6 protein-coding genes are annotated in these 22,358 nt (G+C 71.2%); 1 reads left to right on the top strand and 5 read right to left on the bottom strand.

The genetic code is table 11. The features are described 5' to 3' along the window. Positions 1-64: 64 nt before the first annotated feature. The 5 genes from AB0B68_RS11425 to AB0B68_RS11405 form a co-directional block, all read right to left on the bottom strand. Complete coding sequence (locus AB0B68_RS11425) at positions 65-7,726, bottom strand: SpvB/TcaC N-terminal domain-containing protein (protein ID WP_357259481.1); 7,662 nt, start codon at positions 7,724-7,726, stop codon at positions 65-67. Between the two features lie 9 nt (positions 7,727-7,735). Next, positions 7,736-17,128: a neuraminidase-like domain-containing protein gene (locus AB0B68_RS11420; RefSeq protein WP_357259479.1), complete on the bottom strand. Its 9,393-nt coding sequence runs from the start codon at positions 17,126-17,128 to the stop codon at positions 7,736-7,738. 177 nt (positions 17,129-17,305) lie between these two features. Beyond that, on the bottom strand, positions 17,306-17,533 hold the full coding sequence (locus tag AB0B68_RS11415; RefSeq protein ID WP_357203414.1) for a ferredoxin: 228 nt from the start codon (positions 17,531-17,533) through the stop codon (positions 17,306-17,308). After that, positions 17,530-18,759: a cytochrome P450 gene (locus AB0B68_RS11410; RefSeq protein WP_357259474.1), complete on the bottom strand. Its 1,230-nt coding sequence runs from the start codon at positions 18,757-18,759 to the stop codon at positions 17,530-17,532. The genes AB0B68_RS11415 and AB0B68_RS11410 overlap by 4 nt, the downstream gene beginning before the upstream one ends. A 235-nt stretch (positions 18,760-18,994) precedes the next feature. Beyond that, positions 18,995-19,768, bottom strand: coding sequence for a hypothetical protein (locus tag AB0B68_RS11405; RefSeq protein WP_357259471.1), 774 nt, complete (start codon positions 19,766-19,768; stop codon positions 18,995-18,997). A 301-nt stretch (positions 19,769-20,069) separates the two neighbouring features. Here AB0B68_RS11405 and AB0B68_RS11400 point away from each other — a divergent pair, with 301 nt between their 5' ends. Further along, a complete protein-coding gene (locus AB0B68_RS11400) occupies positions 20,070-22,340 on the top strand; it encodes a glycoside hydrolase family 44 protein (protein WP_357259468.1) in 2,271 nt (756 codons plus the stop codon). The last annotated feature ends 18 nt before the right edge of the window (positions 22,341-22,358 follow it).

Raw genomic sequence — 22,358 nt, 5'->3', positions numbered from 1 at the left:
ACGGCAACGGCGCGGACGGTCAGCCGGGCCGAAGGGTGTGGCAAACCTACTGTCGACGCTGAGGTCACCACCAGTCGAAGTAACGGCCCGCGTGGAAGATTCCCACGCCGATGGCGGCGACGATGCCGACGACGAGCACGACCGGAGCGATCACCACGCTGCCGGCCGCGATGCCGATGGCACCCGCGGCGATGGCCAGACCCGCCCCGATGCCGACGCCACCGGCCACCACCCCCGACGTGTCGCCGGCCTCGGCGGCCCGGTTCATGCTGACGTACGAGACGGCTGCCAGACCGATGCCACCGATCACCAGTCCGGCGGTCATCGCGCTGACGGTGGCGACAGTGGCACCGGGCACGGCGATGGCGTACAGCTCCAGGCCACCGCCGACCGCGCCGAGCGCGTCACCGACGCCCATCTCCCAGTCGCCGTGCTGGTAGTCGCCCCACAGGGCGAACGCCGACAGGCCGAAGCCGAGGACACTGAGCCCCTTGCCGAGCATGCCGGTCCGGCCCGGCAGCCCGCGCACGTGCTCGGGCGCCGTGGCACTGGCCGGGATATCCCGACCGCGTCCCGGGTTGGTGGCAGTGCGGATCGCGTTTCCGGCGCTGGCCGGCGCGTCGGTCTCGGTGATGATGACGGCCTGAGATCGCTTGCCGGCCATGGTGCCGCTCGGGTTGGCCTGGATCGCGGCATCCGCGTCCCGGGTCGCCTCCCGGGCGATGTCACCGGCCTTGCGGTACCGGTCGGTCGACTTGATCTGCTTGACCGTGGTGCTGGTCTCCAGGTCGAAGTCCGCCGTGTTGTCGCGCCACGGCATGCCGTACAGCCATTCGAGGATGTTGCCGCGGAACGTCCCCCGGCCGCCCTTGAACTTGAAGTTCCAGATGAACTTCTCGGCGGCGGGCGCGGTGTGCGCGGCGGCCCCGCCGACGGCGCCGGGTGCGGCCGGAGCCTTGCCGCCGCCGGAGTCGGCCGGCGGCGCGGCCGGCGGCGGTTCGGGTGGCGGGGCCGGCGTGGGTGGCGGCGGCTCGGCCGGTGGCGGCTCCGGTGGTGGCGGAGGCGGCGCCGGCTTCGGCTTCGGTGGTGCCGGGGGCGGCAGTACGGCGTGCAGCACCCAGGTGCCGCCCGGGTGCTCGGACCAGTTGCCCCCCTCCAGGTTGAGGGTGACGTTGGCCTGGTAGTAGATGACCGAGTTCTTGTTGTTGATCCGTGGGTCGAGGGTCGCGCCGTGGCTGGTGAGGTAGCGGCGGAAGTCCTCCACTGTGGGGTTCTCGGACCCGGTGAAGTGGGACTCCGTTATGGAGATGTCGTGGGTTTCCGGCCCCTTGACCGTGGTGGGATTGAACCCGGCCGGGTCGACCATTCCCACCGGGTTGTTGCGGCAGTACCGGAACAGGTTGCCCCCGTCGGCGAAGCCGCCCGGGTCGCTGCTCGCCCACCGTCCCAGCCACGGCACGTAGTACCGGGCCCCGGCGTAGCAGAAGCCGGTTTCGTCGTCCACCTCGTGCCCGCCGAAGCGGTACCGCTTCAGGCTGAGGTCGGCGCCCGGCCGGCCGTACCGGTAGGCGGTAGTGCCGTACGGGTGGTACTCCTCGTAGGAGATGAGCACTCCGGCCGCGTCGGTCTCCAGCACGGCCGAGCCGAGGTGGTTGGTGAGCTGGTAACGGATCAGCGGAACGCCGAGCGGGTTGGCCGGGTCGAAGCCGCCGACGTCGACCGTCTTGACCTCCACCTGGGCGACCGGGCCGGCGTCGTCGGCGATCGTGGTGGTCCACCGTTCGTGCTGGAGGGTGCCGGTGACCCGGTTGCGTCGGCGGAACACGGTGACCGCACCCAGGAAGATCCATTCGAGTTGGACGCTGCCCGGCCGGTCCACGACCTTGCGCAGCCGCTGCCCGCTCGCGGCGTAGACGAACCGGGCCTCGCCACCGCCGCCAAGCTCGACCCGGCGGAGCTGGTCGTGGACGTTCCACTCCAGGGCCGGCAGGTGCGGCATGACGGTCAGGTTGCCGACGGCGTCGTGCGCGTACAGGGCCGAGTAGGGGCCACCGTCGGCGTCGCCGGGGAGGCTCGTGGAGGCCAGCCGGTTCGTGGCGTCGGCCGGGTCGTCCTGGTACGCGTACCGGTGATGCCGGGTCCAGCCGGCACCTACACCGGCCTGCGTCCGGAACCGGTGCCGGAGCACTGTGAGGTTGCCCAGCGGGTCGTACTCGTACTCCTCGGTGTAGGCACGTACCGCGCCGGGATCGGTGAGGCTTCCGGCCGGTGGCACATCGGTGTGGTCGCGGATCGCGTCGTTGGGCGCCCCGGCGAACTCCCGCCCGCTCGCACGGACCAGCTGGTAGAGCGGGTCGTACGCGTAGTCGCTGGCGGCCGGCACCGCCGCATTGCCGAAGAAGGTGGGCGCGCCCGGCTCGGCCACCCGGGTCAGGTTGCCCACCGGGTCGTACGTGTAGTGCAGGTCGCGCACCCCGGCGGTGAGCAGACGTTCCAACCGGAACGTCATCGGGTCGTAGAAGTACTCGGTGACCAGCCCGTTGCCGTGCCGGGCGAACCGCCGCCGACCCAGCGCGTCGTAGTCCTGCTCGGACAGGAACTCCACCTCCGCGCCCTGGCCGCGCAGTCGCGCGGTGAGCCGGCCCAGCATGCCGCCCTCGAGGTAGGTCGGTCGCAGCTCGGTGGCGTCGGGCAGGGTGACCACTGTCGGGCGGTTCACCGCGTCGTACTCGGCGGAGGTGCCGAAGACTTCGCTCTCCAGCAGTGGCGCCGCGGCGGCCAGCAGCGCTGCGTGGTCGGGCGCGGCTGCCACCGGCGACCAGTCCGGGCCGTCGACGTGATCGGTGGCGAGTCTCCGTTCGGCGCGGCGCGGGTTGCCCTTGAAGTCCACCTCGGGCACCCGCACCTGGCCCGCCGGGTCGAACACCAGGTACGGCACGCCGTGCAGGCCCAGCGTCGCCGCGTCCGGATGCCGGTCGCCGAAGACCACGTACTGCACACAGCGCTCCGCGCCGGCGGACTCGCGGACGTACACGCCGACGGGCCGGTGCAGGGCGTCGTACGTCGTGCGGAAGGTCCGGCCGTGTTCGTCCCAGATCCGGCGCACCCCGCCGAGCACATCCTGGAACACCCACCGCTCGCCCTTCTCCGCGCTCCACGACCGCACTCCCGCGCCGTGCATGGCGGTGGCCGCGTTGGCGATGTGCCGGCCCAGCGCGTCGTACCCGTCCGAGGACCGGCCGGTGAGGTCTCCCCTGGTGCGTACGCCGAACCGCTGGCCGGCGCCCCGGTCGGCCACCGTGTAGACGGCCCGACCGAGGCTGTCGAAGTGGATCACGGAGGGCGTGTCGGCGTGCTTGGCGGCGAGCCACGCGGCGCGGGTGGCCGGGTCGGCCGGTTCCGGATCGGACACGGCGGGGCTGCCCCGCTCGGCGTACCACTGGCTGTCGAGCACCGTGTCGTTGGCGTCGAACAACCGGTGCGACCAGGCCGTGGACTCGACCCGGCTGAGGGTGCCGTCCGGATACCGGGTCAGCACTGCCCGGCCCAGCGGGTCGTAGTAGCGAATCGCTGTGGCGCCGATCTCGCGCAGCGCCGCCGCGTCCTCGTACTCGTGGGTGGTGCTGAAGTAGGGCTGGTACCGCTTCACCGGGTTGCCCTTGTTGTTGACCACAGTGCGGCCGGTGCCGACCCAGCGCGGGTCGGCGTCCACCTCGACGGCCACCCCGTCCTCACCCACCTCCAGGGCCCTGCCCGGATGCACCCGCGACTTGGTGATCGCCACACCACCGGTGCCGGTGCTGTACTCGTAGCTCTCCAACCAGCGCGGGTTGGTCGGGCCGTGCCGTTCCCGGTGCCGGCCCCGGCTGTACGCGGGCTGGCCGTTGACCATCCAGTTGAACGGGTCGTACGTGAACGTCAACGTGGGATCGTCGAGCGTGTCGCCGTCCCCGGCGCCGGGCCGGCCGAGCAGCGCCGAGGCCACCACCCGGCCCAACTCGTCGTAGCGCACCGCGCGCCGCTGCCCGTTCGGGTCGGTGACGAGGCTCGGACCGAGCACCCGGTAGTCGTTGACAGCTGTGGTGACCGACCAGGCCGCCTGGTCGATGGTCACCCGCTCGGTGAGCAGGTGGTAGCCGTCGAAGGTGACCGCCGTCGCCATGCCCAGCGCGTCCCGGGCCCCGTTGGACAGGTAGAAGTGCGCGGCCGGATCGTCTGGATAGCGCAGCTCGCCGGACGGGATCCACCAGTCCGGGCCGCCGTCGAGGTGCACGTAGCCGGCGGCGGCCAGGTCCGCGTCGGTCACCGCCGTGCCGTAGCCGGCGGCCAGCGCGGCCGGGGTGAAGGCAAGTTGGTACGTCTGGTGCCCCAGCCCCAGGCTGTCCCACTGACCGGCCGGCAGCGGCGTCAGCGCGTTGTCCCGGAACCGCACCTGTGACCGGGACAGCAACCGCCGCTGCGCGCCGACCTCGTCGGCCACCACCTCGTACCCGATCGGGGTGGCCGCGGCGAACCCGACGAGCAGTTCGGCGCGGGTGAACAGCGGACCGGCCGGGGCCAACCCGGTCAGTTCGTGCCCGACCGCCTCGTACGCGGCGCGGATCCGGTACGCCGGCACCGGCAGCGTCTCGTCGATGTCCGGGGTGTACCACTGCTCGCCGTACGTGACGTGACGGCGTCGCTGTTCGGCGGTCACCTCGGCGGGCAGCTCCGGGTCGGGCGTGGTGCGGCCGTAGACCACCGCCGCAGCCTGGACGACGGTGCCGTACGGGCCGAGGACCAGGTTGAGCCGGTGGCTGATCCGGGGCTCGTCCGGCTGCCGGTCATAGGAGAGGCTGACCGCCTCCCGCTCGACGGCGACGAACACCCGCGCGTCCAGCCGCTGCACCTGGTACGTCTGCTCGACCACCCCGTACGGGTGCTCCTGCGCGGCACTGCCGTCGTACGAGTACACCTCCTGCCGAAGCGGCAGGCCGCGCAACGCCCGCCGGCTCTCCCGCAGCTCCGCGGCGGAGACTCCGGCCGGCAACTCCTCGCTGGGCAGGTGCCGGCCGGCGTACCACTCGGCGGACAGGTCGACCGGGGCGCCGGTGTGGTACCAGGTCTTCGTGGTGACCGGTGGCTGGTACAGCTCGGGCGAGGTGTCCTGGTTCCCGTCGACCGCCTCGACGCCCAACACGTGGTCCACGAACGACTCGCCGTCGATCTGCTCGACCATGCCGAAGCCGGCGAACTCCCGCTCGACGCCGTCGTAGTGCCCGTGGTGGTAGCGGTAGCCGGTGACCAGCCGGGTCCCGGTGATCCGGTCCACCTGTTCGACCCGCTCGACGACCTGCACCGGGAACGGCAGCACGGTCACCCACGGCTGGCCGGCTCGCCGGTCGGCCAGCTGGAAGGCGGTGGAAGTGGCGTACCGGATGGTGGTCTCGCCGCCCAGGTTGTTCACCACCCGGGTGAGCAGGTGCGGCTTGCCGTCGGCGGCCAGATTCAGGTAGCGCACCGGGCCGGCGGCGTCGCCGGGCAGCGGCGACGACCACACCAGGCAGCCGGTGCCCGTGCCCAGCAGGTCGGTCACTGTCACCGTCGAATCGGGCGTGACATGCGGCAGGTCGGGCAGCTCGACGGGGGCCGACCAGCCGTTGCCGGACTGGTTGTACCAGAGCCGGATCTCGCGCCGGCCCAGGTAGCACAGGTCCATCACGCCGGTGCCGTCCACGTCGGTGAGGAGCACCCGGGCCGGATCGAACTCGTCCAGCCCGGTGAACCACGGCGCGTCGTCCATCTCGACAGCGGCGCCGAATCGTCCGTAGCCGACGTTGGGCCAGTAGCAGACGGAACCGTCGCGGACCCGGACCAGGTCGGTGAGCCCGTCGCCGGACATGTCGGCGAGGAAGATGCTCTGCCGATCATCGGAGCGCAGCAGCCGCGGCCCACGGTCCTCGTCGGCGGGCCAGATCGCGGGTCGCGCCGGGCCGTATCCCGCCTCGGCCAGCGACTCGTGCCAGGCCAGCACTGTGTCACCGGCGATCAGCAGGTCGGCACGGCCGTCCCCGGTGAGGTCCAGCAGCAGCAGGTCGGGGCTGGCCCAGTCGACGGCGGGCAGCTCGCGGAACGGCTGGAAGCCGGACCAGCCGGCGTCGTCGCTACGGCGGACGAAACCCGCCGGTACGGTGCCGAGCTGGACCAGCTCGATCCGTCCGTCACCGTTCACGTCGACCAGTTGCTGGCGTCCGCCGGCCAGGTTGGTCAGCGACGGCACGGTGGGCAGCGCGGCGACCGGGCCGATCCGGCCGGCGCCGAGGTTCGGCCGGTAGTAGAGGGCACCGTCGTGCCCGGTCAGCACCCCGGCGAGTCCGTCCCCGTCCAGGTCCACCCACAGCTCGGTCCGTCCGTCCACGCCGGCCGGCAGGTTCTCCAGGCTGCCGCGCTCCAGTTCCCGGGTGGTCGTTGCGATGGTGGCCGGTGTGTATTCGAAGGTCACCGGGGGCAGTGCGGCGCTGGTGCGCCCGCCGCCGGCGGCCGGGGCGTAGCCGCGCTGGGTCACCTCGACCAGGGTGGACAGCACCGGCCCGGTGGCGTACTCCAGCTCCACCGCGCGGACCAGGCAGTCCGCGCCCACCTCTGGCTCGTCGGGGAAGTGGTGGAACATCAGGATCCGGCGGCACAGCCGGTAGGTGCGGACCTCGAACCCCGCGCGGTAGGTGGAGAACGGGTCCGGCCGGCAGGTCCAGTCCCCGGTGTCAGCAGGTAGCGGGGTGTCCGGGTGGTGCTCGCCGTAGTCGAGCACGACCTCGAACAGCCAGCCGGCGTCGGCGATCTGGGTCGGCGTCAGGTCCACCGGGCGCCGGCCGTCGGAGTCGAGCAGCGGCACCGTGTTGCCGTACCGCACCGACTTGAGGTAGCGGTTGACGTTCCGGTCGGTGCGGTGCCGTTCGTGCGGCCGGTCCAGGTCAAGGCCGGCGGTGTCCTCGGCCTTGTAGGTGTAGGTGACCGCGTTGCCCCGATCGTCGCGGGTCTCGCAGAGCAGCCAGGTGTGCACCCGCCCGCCCAGCCCGACGCGGGAGCCGCCGTCGCGGCCGTACACGGCCAGCAGGTTCGACCCGGACAGGGTGCGCCAGTGCACGTCGCCGTCGGAGTCCCGGGTCCACCGCTCGATGCGGGCGAACGCCCCCTCGGTCCGTGGCCGGAACCGCTGCACCGTGTGCCCGGCGACCGGTGTGCCGCCGGGCACCGGGACCAGGTCGTCCTCCCCGGACAGCAGGAAGGTGTCGGTGTCGTCGTAGCGGGGCAGGCCGCGGTCGGTGCGCCGGGTGATGGCCGGCACGGGCACCTGCCAGCCGATGCCGAACGGGCCGTTCCCGGTGCCCGAGTCGTAGCTGAGGGTCAGGTCGGGTTGGAACCCGGACCGGCCGCCGCTGACCGGGATGGGAACGGACATGCCGCCGGTCCCGGTGACCGGGTGGGCGGCGAACGTCTCGCCGATGGCCCGGATCGCGCCGCCGCCGGTGGGCAGGCTGATCGCCGGTCCGCCGCGTCCCGGCCCGGTCGCGCCCCGACCGGCCGGCGGCGACCCGGCGCCGGTCGCGTCGGTCGGCGGCCCGCCCGGTCCGAATGCCCCACCCGGTCCGCCGGGAGCGCCGGCGCCGGTCGGGTCGGCGGAACCGCGCCACCGGGAGCCGGGCCCCGGCCCCCACGATCCGCCGCCGACCGGGTAGCTGGTCGTCACCGCTCCCCCTCAGCCGTCGAGCCGGTAGTGCAGCAGGACGACCAGGTCGGTCAGGCCGTCCGGGTCGGCCGCCAGCGTGACCGGGGTGCCGAGAACCAGCGGATCGGACTGACCCACGCACTGGTGCAGGTCGGCGTCCCGGTTCAACGTCACCGGGTCACCGGCCACCGTGAGGTCGTACGTCCCGGGGTCACCGTCCACCCGGGCGTACCAGGTCACCTGGTCCACCACCGGCTGGTGGTCTCGGGCGAGGTACGGCAGGTGCTCCGGCCCGATGGTCAGCTCGGTGCTCTGCTGCTGGGTGAGCTGCCACCACTCGTCCGGGAAGTGATGGCGCAGGCTGTATGCCTGGTACAGCCCCGTCCGTCCGGCGTCGACAAGCATCTCGTTGAGCACCTCCCGCAGGGAGTCCTCGACCAGGCCGCGCAGCGTCAAGCCGCCGTCACGGGCCGTGTACCGCAGGTGCAGGATGATGTCGCTGATGCTGTCGTAGTCGAACTGGCGGACTGCCGTCGGCAGTTCCAGCCGCCAGGTGCCGATCGCGCCCTTGCCCTCGAACGGCAGGTAGCGGTCGTCGGCGAAGTTCAGCTCGAACATGCCGCTGTCGCTGAGGCCGCTGCTGGTCGCGATCGACTCGATCCCGCCCACGTTGTACGCGAACCGCTCGTCGCCGGGAACCTCGGTGTACTTGTCCTTGGCGCTGGTGGCGGCCTGCCGGGCCGCGGTGGCGGTCCGGTACCGGTTGCCGATCAGGGAGAGCTTCGCGGTGACCGGGGTGTACGGGCCGGCCACGCACGGGATGGACAGACTGACAGTGCGGAGCCGGCGGAAGTAGTGCCCGGGGTGGTCCAGGTCGAACAGCGCCTCCGGCACGTTGACCACGCAACTGCCGGTGGCCCGCAGCTCGATCAACGCCGCCGGGTCGAGCTGTGCCAGCGAGACGTGCCGGGTCAGCTCGCGCTCGCGGCTGTGCCGGTCGAGGTAGGCCACCTCCATCCGCTTCAGGTCGTGGCGCAGCGCGTCCGCCACGGTCAGCCCCTTGCGCAGGCTGTCCCAGTAGCCGGGTTGGAGGAACGTGGCCTCGCTGCCCAACTCGTGGGCGAAGCACCGCTCGGCCTTCTTCGCCACGTCGAAGGCGAGCTGGTACGCCCCGAAGTAGACCGAGCTGGCCCGGCTCACCATCCACTGGTACAGCTCGGTGTTTGTGTACTTGCCGCGCAGGTACTCCTCGGTGGCCCGGGCGTTGTCGGCTTCCCGGTCGTGCGCCGCCAGCTCGTCGGTGAGCATGGCCACGTGCAGACGCCCGGTGAGGAGCTGCTGGTCGAGCTGGGTCAGTTCGAGACCGGCCAGCGCCGCCTGGTGTTCCCAGTCGTCCATCCGGCGGCGGTAGCCGCCCTGGTTGGCGGCCATCCCGGCGGCCTTGTCCAGGGCCCGGGCGATCGCCTCCAGGGTCATCACCGCCGAGTCGGCGGCGGCACCGGCCTTGTCCCCGCCGAGGGTGAGGGTCACAGTGGGTGAGCCACCGAAGCCGGCGCCGCCGGCGGTGAAGTTGGGAATCAGCTTCAGCCCGCCGGACAGGATGTAGCCCACCATGATCGCGGTCTCGCCGAGCAGCGACGCCCCGGACAACGTGGTGGCGGTGATCTCCCAGGCGTTCATGTACGGCCGGCCGGCGTAGTAGCGTTGCCGCTCCTCCACCACCTTGCGACTCAGTTCCAGCGCCGCGACGTTGCCCTCGGCCTCCGCGATGGTGGCGAGCTTGACCGCCCGTACCGCGTCGAGCAGGGCGATCTCCTGGCCGGCGCGCAGCCGGGCGAGTTGCTCGGCGTCCCGCTTCTCCATGGCCGCGAGCAGCCCGCCGCCCAGCTCACCGACGTACCCGACGAGTTCGGTGGCCTTCTGGGCCAGCACCCGGAACCGGTAGTTCGGCAGTGGTGCGCCGAGCCCGGCCAGGAACGACGAGACGGACACGCCGGCGGCGGCGGCCCGGACCAGTGCCCCCGGGTCGATCGGCGGTGAGAACAGGGCGAGCATGCTCTCCACCCCGTCGATGTTCTGGCAGTTGCGGATCTTGAAAAGTCGATCGGCGATCAGGTCCCACAGCCGCAGCATCTCCTCGTTGGGCGGGACGCAGAAGTACAGCGCCGAGTAGCTCAGCGGGCTGGGCAGTTCCGCCCCGCCGTGCGGCAGCAGGTCCAGGTCGGGGATCAGGTTCTCCAGGTCCAGCAGCGCGTTGCCGAACAGGTCCACAGTGGCCTGGAGCTGGTTGACGGTGGCCGGCGCCGGGCTGACCAGCGGCGGCACCACGCTCGGCTTCGGCCCGAGCAGTTTGTCGGCCAGGATGTAGAGCTGGGTGGCCTGGGTGACGGATTCCCGGGTGAACTGCCGGAACAACTGGTCACCCCAGTCGACCAGGTTCTTGATGTAGCTGACCACCACGGCGAGCTGGTAGGCGACCGGCCGGCTGCGGGCCACCACGTGCGGGTTGAACGGCTTCGCCCGCCACTGCTCCACAGCGAACTTCAGGTCGGTGATGCTGGCCCCCGACGGGTCGGCCGCGATCGCCGTGAGAATGTCGCCGATGCGCTGGTTGAGCAGCTCGGGCACTCCGGTCTGGAAGAACGGCTTCGTGACCCAGTACTTCTGCGGGGCGGCGGCGCCGTCGGCGGTGCCGACCGGGTTGAAGATGTGGTGGAACCAGTCGCGCGCCTCGGCGAACCGCTGGTCCCGGTTGAGCCGCAGCGCGATGTCGAACGGAAGGTGGTAGAACAGCTCCCAGTTGTAGCCCGCGTACGCGCCGTCCAGGGCGAAGTCCAGGTCCTCCACCGGGTACGGCGACACGACCACCGGCGCCGGCTGGTAGGTGGCGGCGAAGTCGAACCCCGTGTTGGTGAGCTGGGTGGTCCGACTCAGCAACGCCGGCACGCCCGACCGGTAGACGATGGCCCGCAGGACACACAGCAGCGGGTGGTAGAAGTTCGCGAACCGCACCCCGTACGACAGGGTGCCGTAGACCTCGAACTCGGCGACCAGCCGGTGGTACTCCGCGTCCTCGGTCATTGCCTGCACGGCGGCCGCCAGGTCGTGCGCCGGGTCCTCGGCGTATCGGCGCAGGTACTCGGTGAGCAGCGCCAACACGTCGCGGGCGAACTCGTCCACGTCGCTGTACGTCTTCTCGATCCGGTCCGCCGGGTCCTCGGCACGCCGGTCGTAGAAGCCCGGGATGATCACGTAACCACGGTCGTAGTCGCCGTAGAAGTACGGCATCAGGGTGCCCAGTGGCAGCACCGGTCGGCGGTCGTGAACGCCTCGGACGCTCTGCGCCAGCCCCAGCAGCATGATGATCCAGTCGAGCAACGACATCTGCATGGGGTACGTCACCCGGAACCGGCCGGGCGTCTGCGCCACCAGCGTCTGAAACGCGCCCATCAGCGGAGTGCTGATCGCCAGGTCGTTCTGCTCCCGAAAGACCAGTTCGGTGAACCGTTCGGCCAGCAGCTCGGTGTCCTTGAACACCGGCGACAGCAGCAGGTTGCCGGAACCGCCGCCCGGCACCGGCTCCGGATAGCCTCGGCAGCCGGTCAACGCGAACGAGCCGACGAACTCGGTGCCGGTGAGCACGCTGATCGCCTGGCCGGCCGCTCCGGCCGCGTACGCGAAGCAGGTGAACTCGTCCGCCTCGGGGAGGTCCTCCCGGTAGCCGCTGGCCGGGTAGTACAGCGCGTCCTTGGAGATCTTCTTCGGCTGCCAGCGGTCCTGCGTCCGCTCGCCGATGGCCAGCTGGATTCGCCACCGCCGGCGCGGCCGCTCCGTCTCCGTGCCGCCCGGCGGGATGCCGTCCGGGTCCGGAATCTGGGAGGTCTGCGACGTGTCCGTCTCCTGCGTGAAGACCGGCCAGGCCACTGTGAGCCGGCTGTTGCGGTCGAAGGCGAGCAGGTGGTCGCCCGCGATGTCCAGCGGCACCCGCCGCCACGGCGTCCAGTACCGCTCCCGCTCGAACTGCCGGTGGTAGTACACCGTCGGGTCGCCGCCCCGGGTGCGGGCGAACACGTGCATGAGATGCCTGTCGTGCTGGTAGTAGCAGGCCATCACGTCCAGGTGCGCCAGGTCATCCAGCTTCTCCAGGTACGCGATGGTGGCGTTCTCCACCGCCAGGTCGGTCAGCTCGTCCTGCTGCAACTGGTCGTCCAGCTCGGTGAACAGCTCCGACTTGTCGTCGCGCAACTCCGGCAGGATCCAGTTCTCCGGATACAGGAAGATCTTCCGGTTGGCCTCCCACACCCGGTAGTTGGCCATCCAGTTCCACTGGTCCCAACCCGGATCCTCGGTGACCGCCGCGACGCTGTCCGGCTCCAGGCCCAGCAGGCAGCGCTGCACGAACAACTGAACTGTGGCGTGCGCCTGCACGATGCGCGACGTCGCCATGCAGGCGCCCATCTCGACATCGATGAGGAAGTGGTCGTACAGGTCATTGGTGTCGCGCAGCCCCGGGTTCTCGGCCAACAGGTACGCGACCAGCGCGTCCCGTTTGGCCACCCGCAGCCGGTCCTGCACCCCTTGGAGCACCCCGAACCACTCGGTCTCGGCGTAGCGCGCCTTCAGTGCCTGCCGCATGGTGGCCGCCCCGGCCGCCGTGGTGACCGGCTGGACCAGCGGCACCGCCGCCGCCACCGGTAGGCCCAGCCGGCGCAGCAGGGTGAGCGCCCGGGCCAGTCGCTGGATCGTCGCCGGCGACCGGTACGCGGTGAGGTCCATCGCCGACAGTTCGAGGTGGGTGTCCAGGTCGGCCAGCACTGTGGCGTCCCAGCCACCGAGCTGCGCCAGCTGGATGTGGACCTGCGTGGAGGTGGTGCCGGCCGCCAGGACCAGGTCGAACAACCCGTACACCGTCCACGGCGTCGCCGCGTCCAGCGGGTTCGCCACCGGTGGGTAGGTGCGGGCCAGCTCGACCCCGGCGGCCAACCGGATCCACTCGGCCAACGGGGCCGGCGGCCGGCCGGTCTGGTAGGGCGCCCGGTCCAGGGCCAGCCAGCCGAGTGACCCGGCGTTCGTCAGCAGCCAGCCGAGATCCGCGTCGGGCACCGTCAGGTGGTCGACGAGTCGGCTCAGGACGTGCAGCAGGCGCAGTGCCCGGTACTGCTCGTCGAACCCGGCCGGGGTGACCGTCGGCGGCGCCGCCGCCTCGTTCACCAGGTCCACCAGCACGTCGTCGGTGAGCACTGCGAGCAGCGGCCGGGTCAGCTCCGCGCCGGCCAGCACGGTCGCGGCGGCGTCCGCCGAGAACCCGAAGGTGTCGGCCACCGCCGCCACCGCCAGCTCCTGCTTGGTACGGATGTACGCGTAGCTGGACAGGGCCGTGGTGATGGCCAACAGCAGCGTGGTCTGCTGGGCCTCGGTGGGGCTGGCCACGATCGCTGCTGTGATCGGTGTGGTGTCCACCAGGGCGGCGAGCTTCGCGTCGACGAACTGCGCCGGGGTGGTCACCGCATCGGTCCAACCACCGTCCACGATCGAGGCGAAGCCGGCCAGGTCCGCCTCGGTCATCCCGGGAACGGTGGCCAGCAGGGCACGCATGCCCGGCAGGTTCTCCTCGGGGGGCGCCGTCGGGTCGACAGCGGGTCGGGTCGCCGCGTACCCGCTCTGGTAGCCGGTCTGCAACCCGGTGAGCACCGCGGTCAGCGTCTCGTCCGGCAGGTCCCGCGCGGCCAGATCGTCGGCTTCGTGTCGGAGCAGGTAGCGCAGGTCAGCCGGGCGGATGCCGGTGCCGGCCCGGGCGGCGTCGAACCGCTCGACGAAGGCCAGCGCGGTGGCCGGCGCGGTGAGCGGATCCGACCCGATCAGATCCTTCATGATCAGGTACTCGGTGGCGGTGAGGCCGAGCGCCCGGGCCAGCAGCGTCCCGGCGTATACCGCGTGCAGGCCGACGTTGCTGACGATCGCCGGGGCCGGAAGGTCGGCCACCAGCAGGGCGGTGTCCGCCGTGGTGGCCCCCAGGCAGGTCGCCAGGTACGCCTCGTGCGTCGACAGCGGAGCACCCGAGCCGGGTGTGGTCAGCTCCGCCTGCTCGTTGGCGAGGACGTTGGCCGGCTCGAACGCCTCGAGGACCGGGCCGTTCGCCGTGTTGCGGAACACCTCGGCGTACCGCGACTCGTCCAGCGGCGCGAACAGGTCGACGACCTCGGGCAACGGCAGCCCGAGCCGCGCCGTGAGCCGGTGCAGCGCCGCCACCGCGGCCAGGAGACCGTCGTCCAGGGCGCCGCCGCCCAGCGCGTCGGCCCGGATCGCCCGGTCCAGCAACGGCGGCGTCCAACCGGTGCAGGCCGGCGCGCGCAGCAGGCGCAGGAACCGGTGGATCCGGTCCAGGCGCGCGTCGGTGAGCTGCTGGATCCGCTTTGCGCTGAGGTCGGACCCGGTGTCCAGGTGCTTGACGAACATGGCGTTACTGGGATTGACCCAGGCCAACGCCAGCAGCTCGGTCAGCTCCCGATAGTCCAGGCGCGCCCGAGCGAGGAAGTTGTCCACCCGGGCGATACCGCCCAGAGCGCCAAGCGGCGCGGTGTTCCAGATGTCGTCCTGAGCGGCCGGGTCGGCGGTGACCACCAACTGCCGCTGCGCGTCGCTGATTCCCAGTTCCTCGGCCGCGATGGCCTCGTCGCTCGGGCCCGCCGACCGGCGCAGCGCCCGCATCAGGTCGGCCCGAGCCATGTCGAACTGGGCGAAGTAGCTGCGGGTCTCCTCGTGAGCCAGGTCGAACGGTAGGGCGAACGCGTACCGGCTGCCCGCCAGCAGGGTGTAGGCGGCGGCATTCACGTACTGCGGCGCGGCCGCCAACTCCAGCGCGGTGCCAGTGGTCTGGCGCAATCGGCGTACGACCCACCCGCCGGCCCCGTCCGGCGTCGCCTTGGCCACCACGCCGATGTCGCGTACCACTCGAGCCCCAGCCAGGTCCGGCTCGTAAACGAGGGAACGGTCGGTGAACGGCCATCCCTGGCCCTGCAACAGGCTCAGCAGCCCGGCCGACGGCGCCTCCACCGGATCGACGCCGCCGCTCAGCGGGCCCCCGAACGCCAGGCCCGCGTCCGGCGCCACCGCCTCCTCCAGCAGCTCGCACACCAGATCCAGGTAGGGCAGCGGAAGGTCGGTGTTCTCGCAGCTCAGATCCAGGTCACCCAGGTCCGGCCGGCGACCGTACAGGACATCCCGGGCGACCTTGGTGGCCGGACCGGGCGTGTCGGCGTCGGTGACCAGCCGGTTGCCGAGGAACTGAAGGACGTCCACCAGGTACGCGGCCGCACTGTGCACGCTGCGGCACGGCTCGCAGTAGCTGGAGTCGGCGAGCTGGAACAGGCTGCTCAGGTTGGGAAAGTCTGCGCTGACAGGGGTGAGGTCCGGGGCCGCCGAGCCGCCCAGTGCCCGGACCGGCAGCGCCCGCGCCGCGCTTTGAAGCTCACCGGCCAGCAACCCGCTCGCCACGTGCACGTCCACGGCCCGGCGATACACCGACCGGGCCTGCTCGTCGGTGAACCGGCCGGTGTCCACGGCGGTGGCCACGAACCGCGTCTCGCCGAGGGCGTGGATCCGAGCCGCCGACGGCACTTCGGCCGCCAGCAACGCCGTCGTCTGCCGATAGGTCGGCGCCAGCTTGAAGATCCGCTGCGCGGCCTTGAGCGCCGGCCGCCCGGTCCGCAGCCGCTCGGGGTGGTCCCGCAGCAGCCGCTCCACGTTGCCGGTCGCGAGGTCGAAGTCCGGATTCGCGGTGAGCAGTTCGAGCACCGCGTCCCGGTGCCCACCGAAGGCGCGCTCGGCGGTGCTGGCCCGCTCCTCGTTGCCGGGCTGCTCGTCGGGGTCGGCCCGTTGACCGGGGCCGGGCCGATCTGGACTGCCGTCGGGGCGTTCGCCTTCGGTGCCGGATGCGGCGTTGGCTGTGGTGTCGGCCCCGGCGCCCGCGTCGCGCTCGAGCTGCGCGGTGAAGGCCGTGGTGGGATAGCGCCTCTCCAGCTTGCGGGCCAGCGCGCCGGCGTGCAGGTCGATCAGCTCCGGCCGGACGGGCTGACCGGCGACCCGGACATCAGTGGTGCTGTCCCGCAACACCCGCCGCCAGTCCGCCGGGGCCAGCCGGGCCAGCCGGCGTACGTCGGCCGCCCCCTCGATCCCCTCGCGGTCGCGGACCCGGTCGACGATCGTCTCGTCGTAGCCCAGCACGTCGGCCAGCACGCTCGCCGCGCCGGCCGCCTCGGCGGCCGACCGGTCGGGAAACGCCGCCGCGTCGGCCAGCCGGGCGATCAGGCCGGGCAGGTCACCGGCGGCGTCGGCGGCGAGGAGACTCTGGACCCGCTCGTGCGCGCCGTCGGCGAGGAACCGTTCCACCCGCCCGTACAACACCTTCGGCCGTTCCTGCTCAACGTACTCCTTGGCCTCCGGCCGTACCCGGGCCAGCATGTCGAGGATCCGGTCCAGCTCGCCGAGCAGATCCTCGGGAACGTACCGATGGCGCACGGCGTCGGCGACGGCGTTCCGGACGGTGTGCTCGTCGAGCAGGGCGATGTCGTAGTACAGCGGCCGCAGCTCGGTGTTCAGATCGACGTCGAACCGGGCGAGCGCGGCGCCGGTGCGGCTCGTGGTCAACAGCGTCCGCTCGGCGAACAGCGCGTAACCGAACACCGCCGGCAGCTTGTAGGACGCGGCCAGTTTCTGCGCCACACCGAAGTGCGCCAACGCCGTCGCGGGCAGTCCGGTCTCGGCGGCCAGGAACGTCACGTCCTCGACCTCGTCGTCCTGCCTCAGCTCGTACAGCGGGACCTGGCCGAGCAGCGGGACAATCGTGGCGAGGATCCGCTCGTACTCACTGCGTTCCCGGTCCCCGCCACCGGACAGATCCACAGTGAGCGCGGCCAGCTCGGGAGCGTTGAACAGCACCGCGCTCAGCGGCGGGTCGGACAGGAGCCGATCACCAGCGGACACCCGGACGAACAGGTCAGCGGACTGCTTCTCCGAGCGGGTGAACTGATCGCGTGAATAGTCGACGCGATACAGCCCGTCGTCCCCGGTGATCGCCTCGCCGAGCTGCTCGGCGTCGCGCAGGTCCCGGTCGAAAGCGACGACCGTCAGAGCGTTCGCCGGCTGCCCGTCGACCCAGCGAACCTGGCCCACCACAACGAACCGGGACGGCGGCTCGGCCAGCACCATCTGGACCGCGTCCCGGGTCGCCCCGTCCACCGTGCCGGTCACCGGGAGCTTGTGCGCCCGTTGGAACTCAGCCACCCCACGACGGGTGGTCGGCCCGTACCGGGCGTCAACCAGTTCGTCGGTGGCGATGTCGACGGGCATCCGCAGCAGCGCGGTGTGCAGCCGCCGGACGTCGTCGCTGGGGCGGTGCCGGCGCGAGCCCATCGGGGTGGTCATGAGCATCTCCGATCGTCCGGCAGCCGGCGACGGCGGCTGTCTGACGCCGGTGCGGCCGGGGGCTACCTGGCATCCTGCGGATCAGAGGAGCCCGCCAGCATCGCACTGTCCGAGATCCGCCTTCCCTTCTGGCTGAACGGCAGCGGCGCTGCCGGTACGGCCGGGCTCGATGTCAGGTCACTCCTGCGGCGCGATCAGCCGGTCGTCGGTGACGTCGTGGACCGTGATCGCCTCCACGGGGCACGAGTCGGCGGCGTCGACGATGACGTCGTCCGGGGCGACGACGTCGGTCAGCGGCGTGGACCGGCCGTCGACCAGGCGGAAGTGCTCGGGCGCGGTGCCGGCGCAGATGCTCGTGCCGATGCAGCGGCCCGAGTCCACCCCGATTCGCCAGGCGGTGCTCACCAGGCCACCGGCATGCCGAGCAGGCCCCGCACCAACATGCCCCGCTTCCACCGCAGATCAGTTTCCGGTACGGCGAGCCGCAACCCGGGCAGGCGAGTCACGAGGGTGGCGACGGCGACCTGCAACTCCATGCGGGCCAGCTGCGCGCCGACGCAGTGGTGTACGCCGTGACCAAAGCCCATGTGCGGGTTCTGCTCGCGCGCGAGATCCAGCCGGTCCGGGTCGGCGAAGACGGTACCGTCGCGATTCGCCGACGACAGTGAGCCGAGAACCGGCTCACCTGCCCGAACCAGCACCCCGCCGACCTCGACGTCCTCCTTTGCGTACCGGGCGAATGAGGAGCCGACGCCGAGCGGCACGTACCGCAGCAGTTCCTCGACCGCGGCCGGCACCAGCGACGGGTCGGCCCGCAGCCGAGCGAGCTGGTCCGGGTTGTGCAGCAGGACGTATACGAAGTTGGGGATCTGGGTGACTGTGGTCTCGTGGCCGGCCGCGAGCAGCCCTGCGGCCAGCTCCACCAGCTCGGTCTCGCTGAGCCGATCCTGATTCTCGTCGCGGGCCCGCACCAACGCGCCGAGCAGGTCGTCGATCCCGGGCTCGCGGCGGCGCTCGGCGACCAGACCACCGATGTAGCCCCAGAGGTTGTTCAGGTACTCCTGGACCGTCTCCTCGGGAAGGGAGGTGGTCGAGACGATCGCCTCGGACCAGATGTGGAAGCGGTCGCGGTCGGCGTACGGGACCCCGAGCAGCTCGCAGATCACCTGGATCGGCAGCGGCGTGGCGACGTGCTCCACCAGGTCGGCCGGAGGACCGAGCTGGACCATGGTGTCGACCAACCCGTCGGCGATCTCCTGGGTGCGGGGTCGCAGCGCCTCCACCCGACGTGCCGTGAACGCCTTCGCCACCAGCCGGCGCAGCCGGGTGTGATCGGGCGGGTCCATTGTCAGCATGCCGCTGTACTGCTGGCGCGGGGTGAGCCGGGGCTCGTCGCGCTGGACGGCCGGGGCGCGGCCGAACCGCACGTCCCCGAGGACCGTACGGACGTCCTCGTACCGGGTGGCGAGCCACGCCTCCTCGCCGTAGGGAAGCTTCACCCGGGTCATCGGTTCGTTCTCGCGCAGCTCGCCGTAGGTCGGGTCGACGACCAGGCGGTCGGGCACACTGAACGGGTACGGCCGCGCGGGCGGGAGGCTTCGGCTCTCGGTGGTCTGCGCGCTCTCCGTCATCCGGATTCCCTTCGTCGAGACGGCGTGGATCCTCAGGTCGGCACCACGGTCGCAGCGGCGCCGGATTGCCAGCGTCCAGGGCTTGCGGACAGAACACATCAACGCTCAGTAATCCATCGATGTCGGATCGTAGCGGGAGACGTCGATGATCGCCATGGAGGCCGGCCCACGCCGCCGGGGTGCGGCAGCAAGGCCGCACCCCGGCAGAGAGCCCCTGAACCACCCGAGCCTCGGATCAGCAGCCGAGCCGCTTGCTCGAAAGGGCGATGTCATCGATCCAGAGGTCAAACTCGCCCGGCGTCGTGCCGCCCTGGTAGAGCTGCCAGCCGATCTTCACCGTGTCGACCGTCGGCAGGACAAAGGGAACGTCGTTGCCACCGTGGTCGGTCGTGGAGGCTGTCAACTCCGGGTTCGCCACGCCATCGATCCACACCTCGACGCGGTTGTCCGCCGAGTCGATCTTCCACTCGAAGCACTGCCAGGTGTCCTCAGCGACCGGGGCGGACTCCCTCCAGTTGGTCCAGTCGCCGGTCGGACCGCCGTCGGCGCCGACCCCCCAGAAGGTTCCGGGGACCGTGGGCGCGTACTGCCCACCGATCGGGCGGACGACCTCCGCGCTGCCGGTGCCGGTCGCTTCCACCAGCGTGAAGTGCGCCCAGTCCGGGGCCGTGGGGAAGGCGTCGACGCGCAGACGCATCCGGCCGTAGAAGCGGTTGCCGGGCGCGGCGAAGTCGTCGACGCGCAGGAACGCACGTCCGTTGTCAACGGTGTGGATGTGCAGCGCCTGGTTGCCACGGCGGGCACGTTCGACGGTCAGCGTGCCGTGGCGGGTGTCGACGCCCCAGTTCAACGTGCTGGGACCTCCGGGAGGCAGTCGCTCGAAGTCCTCACAGAAGAGCAGGCCACGGGGGCACGAGGGCCGGGAGGGCCCCGATGCCCCGGCCGGGACGCTGCCGACTGCGGCGCCGAGGATCAGGGCGGCGCTGAACACAGCGAGAAATCTGCGCATTGTCATCCTCCAGGACGGCTGGTCTCCCACCGCAGGGGCCGGGCCAGCAGGAACGTTCCGGTCATGCGACGCTGAGGTGCATCCGCTCGCACCACTGCGGCGCGGTTGCCTCCGCACTGCGGCGATCCGAGCCATTCCGGCACGACCGCATCAGCGCTTATCGCATTGATGGGCGTCATTATAAGTCGAGCCAACCTGCCGCTCGCCAACTGCCCCCGAGTTGGGCGTTGACTCGAAGCCAGGAAGACGGAACGCTGTGGAAGCGCTCCCATCGGCGGGCTCCTATGCGAAAGGAATGCTCGTGCGTCCCACCACAGCTCTACTTCCGGTCGTGCTCGCCACGGCCCTCGGCGGTCTGGCCCTGCCGGAGCCCGCCCTGGCCGCGGCCGGCCCGGCGCTGGCCGTTGACACCACTGCCGCCCGGCACCAGATCAGCCCGTACATCTACGGCATGAACTTCGCCGACCAGACCCTCGCCAGCGACCTGCGATTGCCGGTGCACCGCTACGGTGGCAACGCCACCACCCGCTACAACTTCCGTGCCGACACCACCAACCGCGCGTCGGACTGGTACTTCGAGAACATCCCCAACGACAACCCGAGTCCCGGCGACCTCCCGAAGGGCTCGGAGAGCGATCGGTTCGTGCAGCAGAACAAGGCCACCGGCGCCGCCACTGTCATGACGGTGCCGATGCTCGGCTGGATCGCCAAGGACCGGTCGCGGGCGTGTGGCTTCAGCGTCGCCAAGTACGGCCCGCAGGAGTCCACCGACACCTGGGCACCGGACTGCGGCAACGGCAAGAAGCCGGACGGGACGCTGGTCACCGGCAACGATCCGACGGACACCAGCGTCGCCGTCGGTCCGGAGTACGTCACCGACTTCGTCAACCACCTCAAGGGGCAGTTCGGCGCCGCCACCAACGGCGGGGTCCAGTTCTACAACCTGGACAACGAGCCGGACCTGTGGCAATCCACCCACCGCGACGTCCGCCCGACCGGCATGGGATACGACGAGCTACGCGACCGCACCTACGAGTACGCCGCCGCGATCAAGGCCGCCGACCCCGGCGCGAAGACGCTCGGTCCTGTCGGCTGGGGCCTGAACTCGATCATCTTCTCGGGCCTCGACCAGGACACCTGCTCGCGTACCGGCTGCTGGTCGAACCCACCGGACAAGGCCGCGCACGGCGGCCAGGACCTCGGCCCGTGGTACCTGGACCGGATGCGCGAGTACGAGCAGCAGCACGGCACCCGCATCCTCGACTACTTCGACGTCCACCTCTACCCGCAGCAGTCCGGCGTGCTCGGCGACGCGGCCGGCGACGCCACCACCCAGGCGCTGCGGCTGCGCTCGACCCGCCAACTCTGGGACCCGACCTACGTGGACGAAAGCTGGATCAACAGTCCGGTCCGGTTCATCCCGCGCCTGCGCGAGTTGGTCGACCAGCACTACCCGGGCACGAAGGTCGCGATGACCGAGTACAACTGGGGTGGCTTCGGCTCGCTCAACGGCGCCCTCGCCCAGGCTGACGTCCTCGGCATCTTCGGCCGCGAAGGGCTCGACCTGGCCACCCTCTGGACCGCGCCCACGACCGACCAACCGGTGGCCAACGCGTTCCGCGTCTACCGCAACTACGACGGCAAGGGCGGCGCGTTCGGCGAGACCTCCGTCCAGGCGACCAGCGCCGACCAGGGCAAGTTGGCGGTGTACGCCGCCGAGCGCAGCGCCGACAAGGCCCTCACGGTGGTCGTCGTCAACAAGACCGGCGACGACCTGACCAGCCCGGTCACCCTCACCGGGGCCTCCGCCAGCACCGCTCAGGTCTACCGCTACAGCGGGGCGGATCTCACCGGCGTCGTCCGGGAGGCCGACCTTCCGGTGACCGCCGGCGGCCTCACAACCACCTTCCCGGCCAACTCCATCACCCACCTGGTGCTGCCGCCCGGCACCACGCCCGGCGACACCCAGGCCCCGACCGTCCCGGGCAAGCCGACCGCCGGCACGATCACCGGCGACAGCGTCGCGCTGACCTGGACGCCGTCCACCGACAACACCGCCGTCACCGGCTACGACGTGCACCGGGTCGACACCGCCGGCACCGTGAAGGTGGGCAGCGCCACCGGCACCGCGTACACCGTGACCGGGTTGACGCCGGACACCCCGTACACCTTCGTGGTGACCGCCCGCGACGCGGCGGGCAACGTCTCGGCGGCCTCGCCCGGCCTGACCGTGCGGACCGCGCCCACCACCCCGACCGGCGGCTGCACGGTCGCCTGGACGGCGAACAGTTGGCCGGGCGGCTTCACCGCGACACTGACGATCAAGAACACCGGCACCACCGCTGTCGACGGCTGGAAACTCGCCTTCGACTTCCCCACTACCGGCCAGAAGGTCAGCCAGGGCTGGTCGGCCACCTGGAGACAGAGCGGAACGAACGTCACCGCGGACAGCATGAGTTGGAACGGCAGACTCGCCCCCGGCGCGTCCACCAGCATCGGCTTCAACGGCACCTGGAGCGGCACCAATCCGGCGCCGACCGCCTTCAACCTCAACGGTCAACGCTGCGGGTGAGCTGAGAGATCCCAATCC

It is taken from the genome of Micromonospora sp. NPDC049049, assembly GCF_040649115.1.
Classification (GTDB): domain Bacteria; phylum Actinomycetota; class Actinomycetes; order Mycobacteriales; family Micromonosporaceae; genus Micromonospora.
The sequence above is the reverse complement of the archived record's forward strand: the minus strand, read 5'-3'. Positions and strand labels throughout refer to the sequence as shown.

What these genes read in the sequence shown, in the direction of transcription:
- AB0B68_RS11420 (WP_357259479.1), bottom strand. Translation starts at nt 17,128, where the DNA reads ATGACCACCCCGATGGGCTCGCGCCGGCACCGCCCCAGCGACGACGTC.
- AB0B68_RS11405 (WP_357259471.1), bottom strand. Translation starts at nt 19,768, where the DNA reads ATGCGCAGATTTCTCGCTGTGTTCAGCGCCGCCCTGATCCTCGGCGCC.
- AB0B68_RS11410 (WP_357259474.1), bottom strand. Translation starts at nt 18,759, where the DNA reads ATGACGGAGAGCGCGCAGACCACCGAGAGCCGAAGCCTCCCGCCCGCG.